Below are 13947 nucleotides of genomic sequence, written 5' to 3'. Positions count from 1 at the left end.
GAGGAGCTAACCAGCCGTAAATTCGACGCGGTATTATTTTACCTCCTGTGAAACCCGCAGATTTGCTTGACTTGGAAGGCCTAAAACGCCATTGGGCCGCTTCCGCGCGGCCACCTGCATAGGTGTACCGCAAGCAATCGCTGGCTTTGGCCGGCGATGCGTACGAAACACAAGCATGGAAATTTCCCCATGAAGGCGCTCACAAAGACGACGCAGTCGGCCAAGCCCGCTGAAGTCGAAAAGAAATGGCATTTGATTGATGCAGAAGATCTGGTCGTTGGCCGGGTTGCATCAATCATCGCCAATATCCTACGCGGCAAGCACAAGCCGAGCTACACACCGCATGTTGATTGCGGCGATCATGTCATTGTTATCAATGCGGACAAGGTGAAATTCACCGGCCGCAAGATGAGCAATAAGATCTATTACAAGCACACCGGTCACCCCGGCGGCATCAAGGAAACCACACCTGCGAAAGTTCTCGAAGGCCGTTTCCCTGAGCGTGTGCTTGAAAAAGCTGTTCAGCGCATGATCCCGCGCGGGCCATTGGGCCGCGACCAGATGCGCGCGCTGCATCTTTATAATGGCACAGAGCACCCACATGACGGCCAGCCCGTTGAAGTGCTCGATGTTGCCTCAATGAATCGCAAGAATAAGGTGACCGGCTAATGGCTGACAAGAAAGACACCGAAGCCAAGGTTGAGGAAACCGCAGCTCCTGAAGCAGTGGCTGAAGAAGTTAAGGCTGAAACCGAAACCGCGGCTGCTCCTGAGGCGACCGAAACCGTATCTGATCTCGCAGATCTTAAAGATATCGCTGGTGATGCGCCTGAAGGTGACGCTGCTGAAATCGCGGCCAAGGCTGAAGTTCCTCTGCGCGAGCAAGAGCTCGACGCGCAAGGCCGTGCATATGCAACCGGTCGCCGGAAAGATGCGACCGCCCGCGTTTGGATCAAGCCAGGCAAAGGCAAGGTCGTGATCAATGGTAAGGAGCAGGAAGTGTATTTTGCACGTCCAACGCTGCGCCTGATCATCAATCAGCCGTTCGCCATTACTGATCGTGAAGGTCAGTATGATGTGATCGCAACCGTTCGCGGCGGCGGCCTTTCTGGCCAAGCTGGCGCGGTCAAGCACGGCATCAGCCAAGCACTAGCCAAATATGAGCCTGCGCTTCGCTCAACCGTGAAAGCCGCTGGCTTCCTCACCCGCGATAGCCGGGTTGTGGAACGTAAGAAATATGGCCGCGCGAAAGCCCGCCGGAGCTTCCAGTTCTCGAAACGCTAATTTCGCGTTCTCGCTGGTACCCAAACAAAAAGGGCGGTTCCTCTCGGAGCCGCCCTTTTTATATATGCTGTGTAGAAGCTTAACGCTGAAGAATTGTCAGGCTCCACCAAATCCCAGTGGTGAAGAAGAAAATCGGCCAAGACCAATAAGCCTTATGGCCTTCCAGACTAACCTGGTGGATCGCGGCATAGCCTGCGCTTGTTCCCTGAGACCCAATCACTAAAGACAAGACCGCAGTCAAAAGCGCGCCAAGAAAAATCGCTTTGAACATCTCGTTTCCCAAGGCCCCCCATGGTTTGCTTGTGCGCGCACGATATTGGACGCGCGTTAAACAGTTGTTGACCAAAAGTGCTTTGCCGAATGGGTTTTGAGAAAAGGTTAATTTGACGTGATGAAAAGAGCTTGAAGCACTGCCAAGCCGCGCCCCCCATGCGCCTGGAGACGTCATGGAGCTGGTATTAAGCACGCTCTAACCAGAACAGTTAAACCGCCAAATTCTCCGGCGAAAGGAATGTCCGAGCGGACACATCAAGCGCGCCATCTTCCCATTTCAGCACATTGAAGCCGGGCGGGGTTGAGCGCAGCCTTTCCGACAAAGTGCCTGCACCCACCATGCGAACCGGACCGTTTAGCGTTTCTTCCATAATGTCGAACGGATCATGCACATGGCCGCTCAGCACACCTGCAATCTTGCGCCTCGCCAATTGCTGCAAAGCCTCGCTCCCGCCGCGCGTCAACGCGGTTCCTTGGGTGCCACTTTCGCGCAAGGGATGATGTGAAGCAACGAGCACGCCCGTTGCTTCCGGAAGTGCATCAATTTGCGCAAGGCAATTAGCAAGTGATTGCTCGCTCACATGGCCCTTGGACCAGTTGAGCCGCCATTGCGCAGGCGGAGAGGTGTTCAAAGGGATGATCGCAAGGTCAGGCCAGTCAGGCTTGTTGCAAACCGCCTCCTCAAAACGCGCAAAGCGCCGATAGGGATCAAGGTACCGCAATGGCAAATGATAGCCGGGCAAATCATGATTGCCGACAGACACGGCGACGGGTGCGGGAAGCGCATTGATCCATTTAAGCGCTGCGGCAAATTCATGAGGCCGCGCACGCATCGTCAAATCGCCAGTGATCAGCAAAGCATCAGGGCGTTCACGCTCAACCTCTGAACGCACCCAATCAAGCGCTGCGCTATCCTCATTGCCCCAATGCACATCACTGAGATGGTAGATCACCTTGCCCGTCATAACCCGCCCTTAGCAAACATATGTAGCAGGCCGCCATGCCTTAAGTTGCGGCGACTCGCTAAAGCCGGTGCCAGCCGCCCGAATCGGCTATCTCGCTCGACCAACCGCCCCAACAAACGCCTTGCGGCGCGCGCAGAACAGCCGATCGGCCAGTAAAGAGGGCGCCTTATGTCGCTCGCGCGCATTATTGCATTATTGCGTAATCGCCGGTCGGCCCGAAACAGTCGTTCGTCGGACCTGGCCCGTAATCGGTCCAAATTCCGTCACGCCGGTCGAGTGTCTGATGCAAGCAATACGCCTCTGGGCCATTACTGCTCAGGCAGGACGGGTTCTTTCACAACCCCCAAGTCCCCCAAACTTCTCGAAGCAATTCGAGCATGGACCCGCCTGCAACTGAGGAGGAATTACCATGAAGACCCCTATTATTGCACTCGCTGCAGCGAGCCTAGCCATCACCGCATCCCCCGCACTTGCTGGCGGCGATCAGCAAACAATGGATATCCAATATTCAGATCTCAATCTCGGCAGTGAAGCCGGTATCGCCCGCCTTGAAAATCGCATTGAGAAGGCGGCACGCGAAGTTTGCGGCGTTCAAACGGTCCGCACCGGCACTCGCTTGAAATCACTCTCGGGTGAACGCTGTGTCAAGAATGCCAAAGCGCAGGCCATGAAGCAATTCGCATCCGTTATTGAACGTGAGCGTTTGGGCGGCTGATCCCCAGCGACGGCCCATTCTGTGCCTCGGCCGGACGCAGTCCCCCGGCCGGGGCACATTCTTGTTTGCTTTAGTTTGTTTTCTCTCGCGGCAATTCGCTTCGCTCATGACTCCGAGAGGCGGCCTATTGGCCAGCGCGGACTCGTCCGCTCGCCGCGAGGATAACGCAGCACGTCAGGTGCTGCGGGAAACAAATCCCTACCGCCCGGCCATCGCCTTCACTTTGGGCAGATAGGTCCGGCCAATCCGCAGAGCCTCACCATCATCCATTTCCGCTGACCACACACCCAGCCCGTCATGACGCAGGCCCTTGATCCGGTCTTTGCGCAAAATGGTGGAACGGTGAATGCGGATGAATTGCGCTGGATCTAAGCGCTGTTCCAGCCCGGCAATGGTTTGAAGCAGCAGATAAGACCGGTCTTCCACATGCAGGCGCACATAGTCCCGCTCGGCATCAATCCGCCCAATCTGAGCAGTTTCAATCCGGATAAGCTCTGAGCGATGCGGAATCCAAAGCTCATCAAGCCATTCGCTAGTCTGGCGCCCTTCGCCGTCGCGCCGGCCAAGAGCGCGCTTGATCGCACGCTCGAGCCGGTCAGACTTTACCGGCTTGAGCACATAATCCACCGCATCGAGATCAAACGCATCGACTGCATAGCTGTCGTGCGCAGTAACAAAGATCACAGCAGGCGGGTTAGGCTTTTTTGCGAGCGCCTTGGCCACAGACAAACCATCCGTTTCCGGCATTGTCATATCGAGCAGCATGAGATCGGGCGAGAGCGCGTCTGCCAGCCGCAAGGCTGCCGCACCGTCGCTGGCTGTGCCGACCACCGCAAGATCGTCCATCTTTGCGCAAATGACTTGCATCCGCTCGACAGCAAGCGGCTCATCATCGACAATCAGAGTGCGCAGGCGCTCGTCATTTTCTTCAGCCATGATTTCCCTCAACCATGCTTCACCATGGGCAGTCGCAATTCGGTTTCATAGCCATCCAATATTGGGCCCGAAGTGATGCTGGCCTCCTTGCCAAAACGAGCTATCAAACGGTCGCGCACATTGGCCAGCCCAATGCCAAAGCCGCCATTGGGTGTGTCTGACCCCGCCTTGCCGCCAGGCCCATCATCAGACACAGTCAGCACCAAGCGGCCATATTCCTCGCGCGCCGCAATGGTGATGGTCACCGGCTCGGTGCTGGCAGACACGCCATATTTGACGGAGTTTTCAACCAATGGCTGAAGAATCATACCCGGCACCTGATATCCGCCCAGCTCGCGCGGGCAAGCGATCGTCACGCGCAAACGCTCCGGGAAGCGAACCGATTCGATTTCGAGATAATGCTCCTGCAGATCGATCTCATCGTCGAGGCTGACATCACCAGTGGGATCATCGGCCAAGCTATGCCGGTAAAAGCGCGAGATCGTCTGGATCATCTCCTCAGCACGCTCTTCCTTGCCGGTCATCACCAAGGCGGAAAGCGAGTTCAACGCATTGAACAGAAAATGCGGATTAACCTGATAGCGCAGCGATCGCAGCTCCGCCGCTTTGGCTGCTGAGCGAAAACGCTCCCCGCGCCGCTGCGCATCTCGTGCCTCTGCACCGGCAACCATTGCCAGATAGAGCGAGGCCCATGCGAGAAGCAGGAAATACCTGCCCAAAGCAATGTCAGTGACTTGACGCCAGTGATCAAAACCATCCGACGCTGGCGCCAAAACAAAAGTAGCGCTCGGCGTCTGCGGCCGATCGGCATCTCCGGCGCCTTCTGCTTCTTGCTCATCAGACTCAGGAAATTCACGCGCCTGCCATGCCGGGACATCAATCAGCAGATTGCCTGCTTCATCGCGGTAAACATTGGCCCCCTGCTTCTCGCCGGCCTCGCGCATAAACTTCTCTTCCAAAGGCGCGAACATGGTGTGATTGATTTGCGCGATCAGCAAGGCCGCTGGGAGCGATGCGATAAGCACCACCATGACCTTGGCCAGCATACCGCGGTTCTCGATCAAGCGAATGACTTGCCACAAGCCGCAGGTAATCACGATCCCCGCAACAGCAACAATCGCCCGCCGCCAGAGCATCTCCGTCTGCATGTCGAGCCCGACGATGCTGCCACGCACAGTGATCAGCACAAAATAGCAAAGCCACAGACCAACAATCGAGAGAACCACCACACGCGCAGTGAGGCGCACGGGTTCATCCTGATCAGAAACGATATTTTGCATTTCAATAGACACAATAAGCCAAGCAGTGCCTGAGCGGCGTATGAAAGACCAGAGCCGCTATCGAAAAGTCTCAGTCGTTAGTCGATGGCTATTTGTCGGTGATCATAGCTTACCCGGCTGAAACAGTGGGCATTTATCCAGCGCGGGTCGGCGTAGGTCAGCCGGTCTCAAGCAGGCCTTCCTTGGCAATTTTTGCGCGCCAGCGCGCGGGCGCCAGCGTGTGCACATTGTTGCCCTCAGCATCGACGGCGACGGTCACCGGCATATTCTCGACCGTAAACTCGTAAATCGCCTCCATGCCCAGCTCTTCAAAGGCCACCACTTTTGCCTCTTTGATGGCGCGCGAGACGAGGTAGGCCGCACCGCCCGTTGCCATCAGATAGGCGACTTTGAACCGGCTGATGACCTCAACCGCATCATGACCGCGCTCCGCCTTGCCAATCATCGCTAGCAGGCCCAGATCGAGCATGGTTTCGGTAAATTTGTCCATCCGCGTCGCGGTGGTTGGGCCAGCGGGGCCCACCACTTCGCCCATCACCGGGTCGACCGGGCCAACATAGTAAATCGCGCGGCCCTTAAAATCGACCGGCAGTTCCTCGCCCTTCGCGAGCATGTCCTTGATCCGCTTATGCGCGGCATCACGCCCGGTCAGCATCTTGCCCGAGAGCAGCAGGCGGTCGCCATGCTCCCAGCTCGCGACTTCCTCGGGTGTCAGCGCGTCGAGATTTACCCGCTTGGCGCTATCATCAGGCTGCCAATTGACCTTGGGCCATTGGTCCAGATCAGGCTGCTCGAGATAGCTTGGCCCGCTGCCGTCCAGTGTGAAATGCGCGTGGCGCGTCGCGGCGCAATTCGGGATCATCGCGACCGGCTTGCCTGCGGCATGGCAGGGCGCGTCATAGATTTTCACGTCCAAGACTGTCGAAAGGCCGCCCAGCCCTTGAGCACCGACACCCATTGCGTTGACCGCATCAAAGATATCAATCCGCAGCTGCTCAATATCGGTCTTCGCGCCGCGTTTCTTCAGCTGACCCATATCAATCGGGTCCATCAGGCTTTGCTTGGCGAGCTTCACGCAATGCTCCGCCGTGCCGCCAATGCCAATGCCCAGCATGCCCGGCGGGCACCAGCCGGCGCCCATGCTGGGGATCTGCTCAACGACCCAATCGACTATATTGTCGGATGGGTTCATCATTTTGAACTTGGACTTATTTTCGCTGCCGCCCCCTTTGGCCGCGACGTCAATCTCGACTGTGTCACCCGGAACCATCTCTACGGATAGCACACATGGCGTATTGTCGCGGGTGTTGCGGCGGGTGAATGCAGGATCGGCAAGGATTGAGGCGCGCAGCTTGTTTTCCGAGTGATTGTAAGCGCGGCGCACACCCTCATCGACGACATCTTGCAGGCTCATTTTGGAGGCGAGGCGGCAATTCTGACCCCACTTCACAAACACGTTGACGATGCCAGTATCTTGGCAAATCGGGCGGTGCCCCTCGGCGCACATGCGCGAGTTAGTGAGGATCTGCGCAATCGCATCTTTGGCCGCTGGGCCTTGCTCGGCCTCATAGGCCTCACCCAAAGCGCGGATATAATCCATCGGGTGATAGTAAGAGATGTATTGCAGAGCGTCGGCCACACTCTCAATCAGATCAACTTCATCTATAATCACCATGTCGCTCATCGCGGCGAACCTCCGTTTCGCAGAATTACAGCTTCCCCTTGGCGGGAAAACGCCTGAGGGTCAAAGCGCTTGGCTGCAACGCGACTTGCGCTTAAGGCAGCAGCTCACGAGCGCCATTGCGTTGCTGTGTTATTTATGTAATACACGTTTCAGAGGCCATAATGAATACACAAACCACTCCCATCAACTTTGCCGCTGCCCGCCGCGCGATGATTGATAGCCAGCTGCGCACCAGCGGCGTGAATGAGGCATTTGTGCTTGGCCGGATGGGTGACGTCGCGCGCGAGGACTTCGTGCCAGAGGGCGCGCGCGGCACCGCTTACATGGACCGCGCAATCCGTTTGGACGATGGCGGATCGCTGCCCTCGCCTCTTTTCCACGGCATGATGTTGGCTGAAGCACGTCCGCAATCGGGTGATACCGTACTAATCGTAAGTGGAGGCTCAGATTACCTTGCTGAATTGGTCCGGCCACTGGTCGCCTCAGTTGAAGTTATCAGCGCGGCTGACGGTGCGGCAGGCAAGGCGAAAACCAAAAACGCAAGCTTGCTGCTCATTGATGGCGCAGTCCAAGAATTGCCCGCCAAATTGACCAATCGCTTGGCTGATGATGGCCGCGTGGTGGCTGGTTTGATCGAAGATGGCGTCACACGGCTTGCTGCCGGCCGCAAGGCAGGCAAAGGCGCCGCGCTCATCGCGCTCGCTGAAATTGGCGCGCCGCGCATCGGTGCGTTCGACAAGGAAGAAAGCTGGAGTTTTTGATGCTTAAGGGAGGGGTTTCTACTGTCATACTGGGGGCGAGCACGCTTGCGCTGTCTTTGACTTTGGCGGCGCCAGTACAGGCTGACACGCTGCAAGAGGCGCTGACCCGGGCCTATAATGATAACCCCACCCTGCTCGCCGCGCGGGCCAATCAGCGCGGCGTTGATGAGAATGTGGCGATTGACAAGGCGCGCGGTCGCCCGACAGTCAATGCGACCGCGACCTACATCGAATTTCTCAAAGTCTCCCCCAACAGTTTCACCGCGCCAGAGCGCACGCTCCAGGTCGGACCTGAACTTAATGTGCCGGTCTATCAGGGCGGCGCAATCAAGAACGCGATCAAGGCCTCCGAGGAGCGCGTGAGCGCAGGCCAGGCGGATTTGCGCGGCACCGAAAGTTCTGTTTTCAGCCAGGTTGTCGCCGCCTATATGGATGTGCTGCGCAATCAGGCGTTGGTTGGGCTTTCATCCAATCAGGTCGATGTGCTGATGATCAATCTGGAGGCGACCAGCGACCGGTTTGAAATCGGCGATTTGACCCGCACAGACGTAGCACAATCACGCTCGCGTCTGGCGGTTGCACAAAGCGATTTCCGCACTGCACAAGCCAATCTTATTGCCGCGCGTGAGACCTATACGCAGCTGGTCGGCGCTGCGCCGGACGCACTCGAACCACCACCGCCTCTACCCGGCCTGCCTGATGATGTTGAGCAAGCTGTACTGATAGCGATGGAGAACAATCCCGACCTGATCGCAGCGCGCGAACGCGCAGAAGCTGCTGGATTTGACAGCGAAGTCGCAGGCGCTGGGCGTCAGCCTACCGTTGGCCTCTTTGCTCGCGGTCAATATCAGGACTTTTTCGGCACATTGGGCGGCCCTGTCTCGGCTGATTTTACTCAGAACGAAACCACCGCCAATGCCGGCGTGCAAGTGAGCATCCCAATCTTCCAAGGCGGGCTTACCGCCGCGCGCCAACGCCAGGCCTTTGCCCGCGAGAGCGCATCGCTGGAACAAGTGATTGCGGCCGAGCGCAACATAATCGCGCAAACGCGCTCATCCTGGTCAAGCTGGCAAGCATCGCTCGCCATCATCGATAGCGCTAACGCCGCAGTCCAGGCCGCCGAGCTCAGCCTCGAAGGCGTGCGCGCGGAAAACAGTATCGGCAATCGCTCAATCCTCGACGTGCTCAATGCCGAGCAGGAACTGCTCTCAGCCCGCGTGCAATTGGTGACCGCGCGGCGCAACGCTTATGTCGCGGGCTTTAGCCTGCTGGCGGCGATGGGCCGGGCCGAAGCGCGCGATCTAGGCTTGGTTGGCGAGGGTCTGCTTTATGATCCAGAAGTCAATTATCAGCGCGTGCGCGGCAAATTCTGGGATTTCGACCGCGATCCAGAGCCTGAGGCACAGAGCACTTCTACCCGCGATATTCCGGCGGCTGACGCTTTGATCGGCCCGCAATTAGAAGATTAGGGGTGATCCCCTCGTATTTTACCCGCTATTAACCACATGCGTTTTCGCATAATGTGATTCGCGATTGGTCAGTAATAGGGCAGGCTGAAATGCAGCAAACAGGCGAACCTTCGGTTGAGGAAATTCTTGATTCGATCAAGAAAGTGATCGCACGCGACAATCGCGACGGGATCATTGCTGAACGCCGCGAACGTACGGGCCTCGTGGCGAATTCTGATCAAACGGCCTCTGGCTCTGACGATTTGATTGAGTCTGCATCCGAAGATAAGGCTGAAGAAGTGCTCGAGTTGAGCGCCGAAGTTGAGCTGGAAGCGGAAGCGGAGGCTGAAGATACTGACGCGAAAAGCGCCGATGCTCTAATCACAGAAGCAACTCGCTCTGCCATGCAGGAAAATTTCGCAGCGCTGGCAATGATTTCAAAACCAAGCAAGCAGCCGCAAATCGTGCGTTCTGGCGAAACCTCACTCGAAGGCTTGGTCAGCGATATGCTGCGCCCAATGCTCGCGGAATGGCTCGATGCAAATCTGCCCGATATGGTCGAAGAGCTGGTTAAGGCTGAAATCGCGCGGATCGCGGGCAAACGCGGCGAATAAAACGCATCTGACAGCTTAACTTTGGCGCGCGCCGTGTTTAGACTCGGGCGCATGACACGATACATGCGCAGCGCGCTCGCCTTTTTGGGCGGCCTCACCCTTACCGCCACGCCTCTCTTAGCCGATGATCATGCAGATATGATCGATCCAAACAGCACTCCGATGAGCGCTGAGGATCTCATCACCATGCCCCGCCTTGGCTCGCCGATCGTCAGCAATGACGGCTGGCAAGCCGTCTATCGGGTGACGAAGACTGATCCGGAAACGTTTGAGCGAACCAGCACATATTATCTGGTCGATCTTGGCGACCCTAGCGGCGCGCCGATACCGCTGGATTTCGGCATCAATGTTCATTCCCTCGCGTTCGGGCCGGATGACAGCCTCCATTTCCTGTCGGACCATGTCGGCGAAGAGGAAGCCATCGAGACTCCTTACACGCGGCTCTGGAAAGTCGGGGTGACCGGTGGCGGCGATATGCGCGAGCCGTTTTTGGTTGCCGACATAGGCGGCAAGAGCATCGATGGTTTCAAACTCTCCCCCTCGGGTGACAAGGTCGCGCTATGGGCAGAGATCGCACGCGACTGCCCCAAGTTTGGCTGCGAAGGTGATGGCAAGAAGCACTTGCCGGGCCCTGGCCCAAAAGCGGGCAGCGGACGGCTGTATGATGGTGACGAAGGATTTGTGCGCCATTGGGACCACTGGACCAGCCCCGGTTCTTACAACCGGGTGTTTGTCTTCAATTTAGAAGATTCCACCCTGGTTGGGCACGGCACCGCGCTTGATGGGCCAGCTGGCGAGGGAGCACTTGTCGCGCACACACCCACGCGGCCCTTTGGTGGCGGCGGAGACATTGCCTGGGCAGCTGACGGCAGCGGGGTCTATTTCACCGCGCGTCAAGCCGGGGCGAGCGAGCCGACATCAACCGATTTCAACATCTGGTGGTCTGACCTTTCGGGCAATGCGCCAACCAATCTCACAGAGAGCAACAAGGCGGTAGACACTGCGCCGACACCATCGCCTGACGGCAAATATCTCGCCTATCTCGCGATGGAGCGACCGGGTTACGAGTCAGACCGGCTGGTAGTGCAGCTACGCGATCTTGAAACGGGGGAAACGCGCGCGCTGACCGAAGGGTTTGACCGCAGCTTTGGTTCACTCGCTTGGACGCCGGATTCGCGTTATATCATCGCCACTGCGCAGGATGTGCTCGACACGCCAGCTTTCCAGATTGATCCGCGTGACGGCTCGGTCAAACGGCTTGATCTAATGGCCGGCAATGAGGCGCATCTGGGCAATATCACGCCGCTTTCTGGAGGGCGTCTGCTGTTTACCCGCGATTCCATTGGCAGCCCAGCCGAGCTTTATCTGTCTGAGGGCATGGGACAGGCTCGCCCGCTCACCGACGTCGCGCGGAGCAAGGTTGGAAGGCTCGCCTCGATAGTCGTGCGGCGCTTCAACTTTGCTGGTGCCAATGGTGATACTGTCTGGGGGCAAATCACCAAGTTAGATAATCAAGAGGGGCCAATGCCCGCCATTCTCTACATCCATGGCGGGCCTCAGGGCAGCTTTAACGATGGGTGGTCTAGCCGCTGGAACCCGCGCGTTGTCGCCAGCCAAGGCTATGCGGTCATCTCCGTCGATTTCCATGGCAGCACTGGATACGGGCAGGAATTTACCGACGCAATCAATAAGGATTGGGGCGGTAAGCCGCTGGAAGATCTGCAAAAAGGCTTTGCCGCTGCACTCCGCCTGGACAGCCAGATAGATGGCACTCGCGCCTGCGCCATGGGGGCAAGCTATGGCGGCTATATGGTGAATTGGATCGCAGGAAAATGGCCAAATCGGTTCAAATGTCTTGTCCAGCATGACGGCCTGTTCGACATGCGCAGCTTCTATTACACCACAGAAGAATTGTGGTTCCCGCGCTGGGACTTTGGCGGATCTTACGCTGAGGCGCGCGATGAATATGAGCGCTGGAACCCGGCCAATCATGTCGACAATTGGCAAACGCCGATGTTGGTGGTGGCCGGCGAGCAGGATTTCCGCGTGCCCTACACGCAAGGCATAGCCAGCTTCACCGCCTTGCAAGAACGCGGTATCCCCTCGCAATTGCTGGTCTTTCCAGATGAAAATCACTGGGTGCTCGGCGCCAAAAACTCGCTGCAATGGCACAATACCGTGTTCAACTGGCTCGATCGCTGGCTCAAAGAAGACGAGAGCGCAGAGCAGCAATGAACGACAACGCACTCCTTGCCTCACGGACGGCCTTGGGGCGCCATTATGGCACCGAGACCAAGGCCAACGTCATTGAGCGGCAGATCTTCCTATGCGCGCTATCAGACAAGCAAAAATGCTGCTCGCCTGAGGATGGGGCGGCATCTTGGCAGTATCTCAAAACTCAGCTGAAAGAGCGCGGGTTGGTAGGGCCGAAGCGCGTCGAGGATCATCCAAGGGGCGCCGGCGGCGGCATTCAGCGAACCAAAGCCGATTGTCTGCAAATCTGCGGCAAGGGCCCGATCGCGGTCGTGTGGCCAGACGGGGTCTGGTATCACTCTTGCAGCCCAGCCGTGCTCGAGCGGATCATTGAAGAGCATCTTGTGGGCGGCAAACCGGTAGAGGAATTTAGGCTACGTGCCCCCTGAATTGAGGGAGCTAGATCGCAGCGCTTCAATCGTCCTTTTTATCGCCGAACAATTCATCAGCATCAGGCAGACGATTATCAACCGCCTCATCATGGCCCGTGCCATGTGACAAAAACACCAGTCCCATCAGCGCACCGGTCAGCAGCATGGTGAACCCAATACCGAGCGCCGTCGCGATGTAGAAATGGACCGAGGCCGCGCCATCAGAATCGTACAGAAGCGCAATCGCAACCGCGACCACGCCAATTGTGATCAGCAACATCAGCCGCATAATCCGCTTATACCGCGCCCAGGCATAGGCAGCGGTTTCTGGATCATCGAGTGGGGATTTTTGAGCCATGGTTTGGCTCTCATGGCCCCCCCGAAACGGGCTGGCAACTGCCTAAGTGGTTACCGGATTCGCATTTTCGCACAGGAAATGGCATGTTTTGCACCGCGCATATGGAGGCCCGCACTATGACTATCGCCAAGATTATCGCCAACCGCTCATCATCCGACATCATCGCTTGCGACGTGAATACGCCGGTTCGTGAAGCAGTTTCGATACTCGCGGGCAAGCGAATCGGAGCTTTGCCAGTGCTTGATGGGGGGACAGTCGCCGGGATCTTATCCGAGCGGGATGTGATTTACCGGATGGCCGAAGAAGGTGCGACTTGCCTCGATAAGCGCGTGGGCGAGATAATGACGTCTCCCGCCGTCACGGTCGAGCCAAGCACTAAGATCGATGACGCCTTGGGGCTGATGACTCGCCGCCGCTTCCGCCATTTTCCAGTGATCGACAATGGCGCGCTATGTGCATTTATCTCAATCGGCGATCTGGTGAAAAGCAAGATTGACGAGGTTGAGCACGAGGCTGAGGCGCTGCGAACATACATCCAAACCTGAGGACGCGCGGAGCATTCACTTGAGCTTCGCCACCCGCGCGCCTAAATAGGGTGTCTATGGCCGATACACTCACCCTGACCGATGCGGCGGCAAAACGCGTTGCCTGGATCGCAGAGCGGCAGTCCAAGCCTGCGATCCTTCGCCTTTCCGTTGAAGGAGGTGGCTGCTCAGGCTTTCAATATAAGTTCGATCTAGCCGACAATGCCGACAGCGATGACAGCGTTAGCGAAACAGACGGCGTGAAGTTGGTAGTCGATCCGATCAGCCTCGATCTGGTCGGCGGCAGCGTCGTTGATTTCGTCGAATCGTTAGGCGGCGCAGCTTTTCGCGTCGAAAACCCGCAAGCGGCCGCTGGTTGCGGCTGCGGCTCCAGCTTCGGGATTTAGTTCTTGAAGCTGTACCGGGCCACCCGCGCCCTCCACCCTTCCGCCTGGAGCCTACCGGACACTAATCCGGGCGGA

Annotated in this window: 16 protein-coding genes; 10 read left to right on the top strand and 6 right to left on the bottom strand. The window is 57.5% G+C overall.

Annotation, left to right across the window (positions count from 1 at the left end):
* Positions 1–189: 189 nt before the first annotated feature.
* Entirely contained in the window at positions 190–669 is a 480-nt protein-coding gene (gene rplM / locus ACFCXQ_RS03370; protein WP_379553085.1) for a 50S ribosomal protein L13, read from the top strand.
* A complete protein-coding gene (gene rpsI / locus ACFCXQ_RS03365) occupies positions 669–1283 on the top strand; it encodes a 30S ribosomal protein S9 (RefSeq protein WP_379553083.1) in 615 nt (204 codons plus the stop codon). The genes rplM and rpsI overlap by 1 nt, the downstream gene beginning before the upstream one ends.
* Positions 1284–1362: 79 nt before the next feature.
* Here the strand turns inward: rpsI and ACFCXQ_RS03360 are convergent, their stop codons facing one another.
* Both ACFCXQ_RS03360 and ACFCXQ_RS03355 read right to left on the bottom strand, forming a co-directional pair.
* Positions 1363–1554 carry a hypothetical protein gene (locus ACFCXQ_RS03360; RefSeq protein ID WP_379553081.1) on the bottom strand — a complete coding sequence of 64 codons (192 nt, stop codon included), beginning with the start codon at positions 1552–1554 and terminating at the stop codon, positions 1363–1365.
* A gap of 211 nt (positions 1555–1765) precedes the next feature.
* Positions 1766–2521 (bottom strand): metallophosphoesterase family protein, encoded by a 756-nt coding sequence (locus tag ACFCXQ_RS03355; protein WP_379553079.1) that lies wholly within the window; start codon positions 2519–2521, stop codon positions 1766–1768.
* 409 nt (positions 2522–2930) lie between these two features.
* Here ACFCXQ_RS03355 and ACFCXQ_RS03350 point away from each other — a divergent pair, with 409 nt between their 5' ends.
* Positions 2931–3236, top strand: a complete 306-nt coding sequence (locus ACFCXQ_RS03350) for a UrcA family protein (protein WP_379553077.1) — start codon at positions 2931–2933, stop codon at positions 3234–3236.
* A gap of 198 nt (positions 3237–3434) precedes the next feature.
* Here the strand turns inward: ACFCXQ_RS03350 and ACFCXQ_RS03345 are convergent, their stop codons facing one another.
* The 3 genes from ACFCXQ_RS03345 to ACFCXQ_RS03335 form a co-directional block, all read right to left on the bottom strand.
* Positions 3435–4172 (bottom strand): LytR/AlgR family response regulator transcription factor, encoded by a 738-nt coding sequence (locus ACFCXQ_RS03345; RefSeq protein ID WP_379553075.1) that lies wholly within the window; start codon positions 4170–4172, stop codon positions 3435–3437.
* 8 nt (positions 4173–4180) lie between these two features.
* A complete protein-coding gene (locus ACFCXQ_RS03340) occupies positions 4181–5452 on the bottom strand; it encodes a sensor histidine kinase (protein WP_379553073.1) in 1272 nt (423 codons plus the stop codon).
* A 157-nt stretch (positions 5453–5609) separates the two neighbouring features.
* Positions 5610–7127, bottom strand: coding sequence for a fumarate hydratase (locus ACFCXQ_RS03335; RefSeq protein WP_379554524.1), 1518 nt, complete (start codon positions 7125–7127; stop codon positions 5610–5612).
* Between the two features lie 170 nt (positions 7128–7297).
* Here ACFCXQ_RS03335 and ACFCXQ_RS03330 point away from each other — a divergent pair, with 170 nt between their 5' ends.
* From ACFCXQ_RS03330 to ACFCXQ_RS03310, 5 genes are all read left to right on the top strand, one after another.
* Entirely contained in the window at positions 7298–7897 is a 600-nt protein-coding gene (locus ACFCXQ_RS03330; RefSeq protein ID WP_379553071.1) for a protein-L-isoaspartate O-methyltransferase family protein, read from the top strand.
* Positions 7897–9366, top strand: a complete 1470-nt coding sequence (locus tag ACFCXQ_RS03325; protein WP_379553069.1) for a TolC family outer membrane protein — start codon at positions 7897–7899, stop codon at positions 9364–9366. Before ACFCXQ_RS03330 ends, ACFCXQ_RS03325 begins: the two co-directional genes overlap by 1 nt.
* Positions 9367–9455: 89 nt before the next feature.
* On the top strand, positions 9456–9959 hold the full coding sequence (locus ACFCXQ_RS03320) for a DUF2497 domain-containing protein (RefSeq protein ID WP_379553067.1): 504 nt from the start codon (positions 9456–9458) through the stop codon (positions 9957–9959).
* A 51-nt stretch (positions 9960–10010) separates the two neighbouring features.
* Entirely contained in the window at positions 10011–12194 is a 2184-nt protein-coding gene (locus ACFCXQ_RS03315; protein ID WP_379553065.1) for a prolyl oligopeptidase family serine peptidase, read from the top strand.
* Positions 12191–12601, top strand: coding sequence for a (2Fe-2S) ferredoxin domain-containing protein (locus ACFCXQ_RS03310; RefSeq protein WP_379553063.1), 411 nt, complete (start codon positions 12191–12193; stop codon positions 12599–12601). The genes ACFCXQ_RS03315 and ACFCXQ_RS03310 overlap by 4 nt, the downstream gene beginning before the upstream one ends.
* Positions 12602–12626: 25 nt before the next feature.
* Here ACFCXQ_RS03310 and ACFCXQ_RS03305 read toward each other — a convergent pair whose 3' ends face one another.
* Positions 12627–12941: a hypothetical protein gene (locus ACFCXQ_RS03305; protein ID WP_379553061.1), complete on the bottom strand. Its 315-nt coding sequence runs from the start codon at positions 12939–12941 to the stop codon at positions 12627–12629.
* Between the two features lie 116 nt (positions 12942–13057).
* On the opposite strand from ACFCXQ_RS03305, the gene ACFCXQ_RS03300 reads away from it, so the two are divergent.
* Entirely contained in the window at positions 13058–13486 is a 429-nt protein-coding gene (locus tag ACFCXQ_RS03300) for a CBS domain-containing protein (protein WP_379553059.1), read from the top strand.
* A gap of 56 nt (positions 13487–13542) precedes the next feature.
* Complete coding sequence (erpA, locus tag ACFCXQ_RS03295) at positions 13543–13872, top strand: iron-sulfur cluster insertion protein ErpA (protein ID WP_379553057.1); 330 nt, start codon at positions 13543–13545, stop codon at positions 13870–13872.
* Positions 13873–13947 lie beyond the last annotated feature (75 nt).

This window comes from Qipengyuania rhodophyticola (genome assembly GCF_042493225.1).
In the GTDB taxonomy this organism is placed as follows: Bacteria; Pseudomonadota; Alphaproteobacteria; order Sphingomonadales; family Sphingomonadaceae; genus Erythrobacter.
Note: the sequence above shows the minus strand (reverse complement) of the source record. Positions and strands in the feature narration are given on the sequence as shown.

Excerpts from the sequence above, each read along its gene's own strand:
- ACFCXQ_RS03305 (WP_379553061.1), bottom strand. The coding sequence starts at position 12,941 with ATGGCTCAAAAATCCCCACTCGATGATCCAGAAACCGCTGCCTATGCC.
- ACFCXQ_RS03315 (WP_379553065.1), top strand. The coding sequence starts at position 10,011 with ATGACACGATACATGCGCAGCGCGCTCGCCTTTTTGGGCGGCCTCACC.
- ACFCXQ_RS03350 (WP_379553077.1), top strand. The coding sequence starts at position 2,931 with ATGAAGACCCCTATTATTGCACTCGCTGCAGCGAGCCTAGCCATCACC.
- rpsI (WP_379553083.1), top strand. The coding sequence starts at position 669 with ATGGCTGACAAGAAAGACACCGAAGCCAAGGTTGAGGAAACCGCAGCT.
- ACFCXQ_RS03300 (WP_379553059.1), top strand. The coding sequence starts at position 13,058 with ATGACTATCGCCAAGATTATCGCCAACCGCTCATCATCCGACATCATC.
- rplM (WP_379553085.1), top strand. The coding sequence starts at position 190 with ATGAAGGCGCTCACAAAGACGACGCAGTCGGCCAAGCCCGCTGAAGTC.
- ACFCXQ_RS03355 (WP_379553079.1), bottom strand. The coding sequence starts at position 2,521 with ATGACGGGCAAGGTGATCTACCATCTCAGTGATGTGCATTGGGGCAAT.
- ACFCXQ_RS03330 (WP_379553071.1), top strand. The coding sequence starts at position 7,298 with ATGAATACACAAACCACTCCCATCAACTTTGCCGCTGCCCGCCGCGCG.
- ACFCXQ_RS03320 (WP_379553067.1), top strand. The coding sequence starts at position 9,456 with ATGCAGCAAACAGGCGAACCTTCGGTTGAGGAAATTCTTGATTCGATC.
- erpA (WP_379553057.1), top strand. The coding sequence starts at position 13,543 with ATGGCCGATACACTCACCCTGACCGATGCGGCGGCAAAACGCGTTGCC.
- ACFCXQ_RS03335 (WP_379554524.1), bottom strand. The coding sequence starts at position 7,127 with ATGGTGATTATAGATGAAGTTGATCTGATTGAGAGTGTGGCCGACGCT.
- ACFCXQ_RS03340 (WP_379553073.1), bottom strand. The coding sequence starts at position 5,452 with ATGCAAAATATCGTTTCTGATCAGGATGAACCCGTGCGCCTCACTGCG.
- ACFCXQ_RS03310 (WP_379553063.1), top strand. The coding sequence starts at position 12,191 with ATGAACGACAACGCACTCCTTGCCTCACGGACGGCCTTGGGGCGCCAT.
- ACFCXQ_RS03345 (WP_379553075.1), bottom strand. The coding sequence starts at position 4,172 with ATGGCTGAAGAAAATGACGAGCGCCTGCGCACTCTGATTGTCGATGAT.
- ACFCXQ_RS03325 (WP_379553069.1), top strand. The coding sequence starts at position 7,897 with ATGCTTAAGGGAGGGGTTTCTACTGTCATACTGGGGGCGAGCACGCTT.
- ACFCXQ_RS03360 (WP_379553081.1), bottom strand. The coding sequence starts at position 1,554 with ATGTTCAAAGCGATTTTTCTTGGCGCGCTTTTGACTGCGGTCTTGTCT.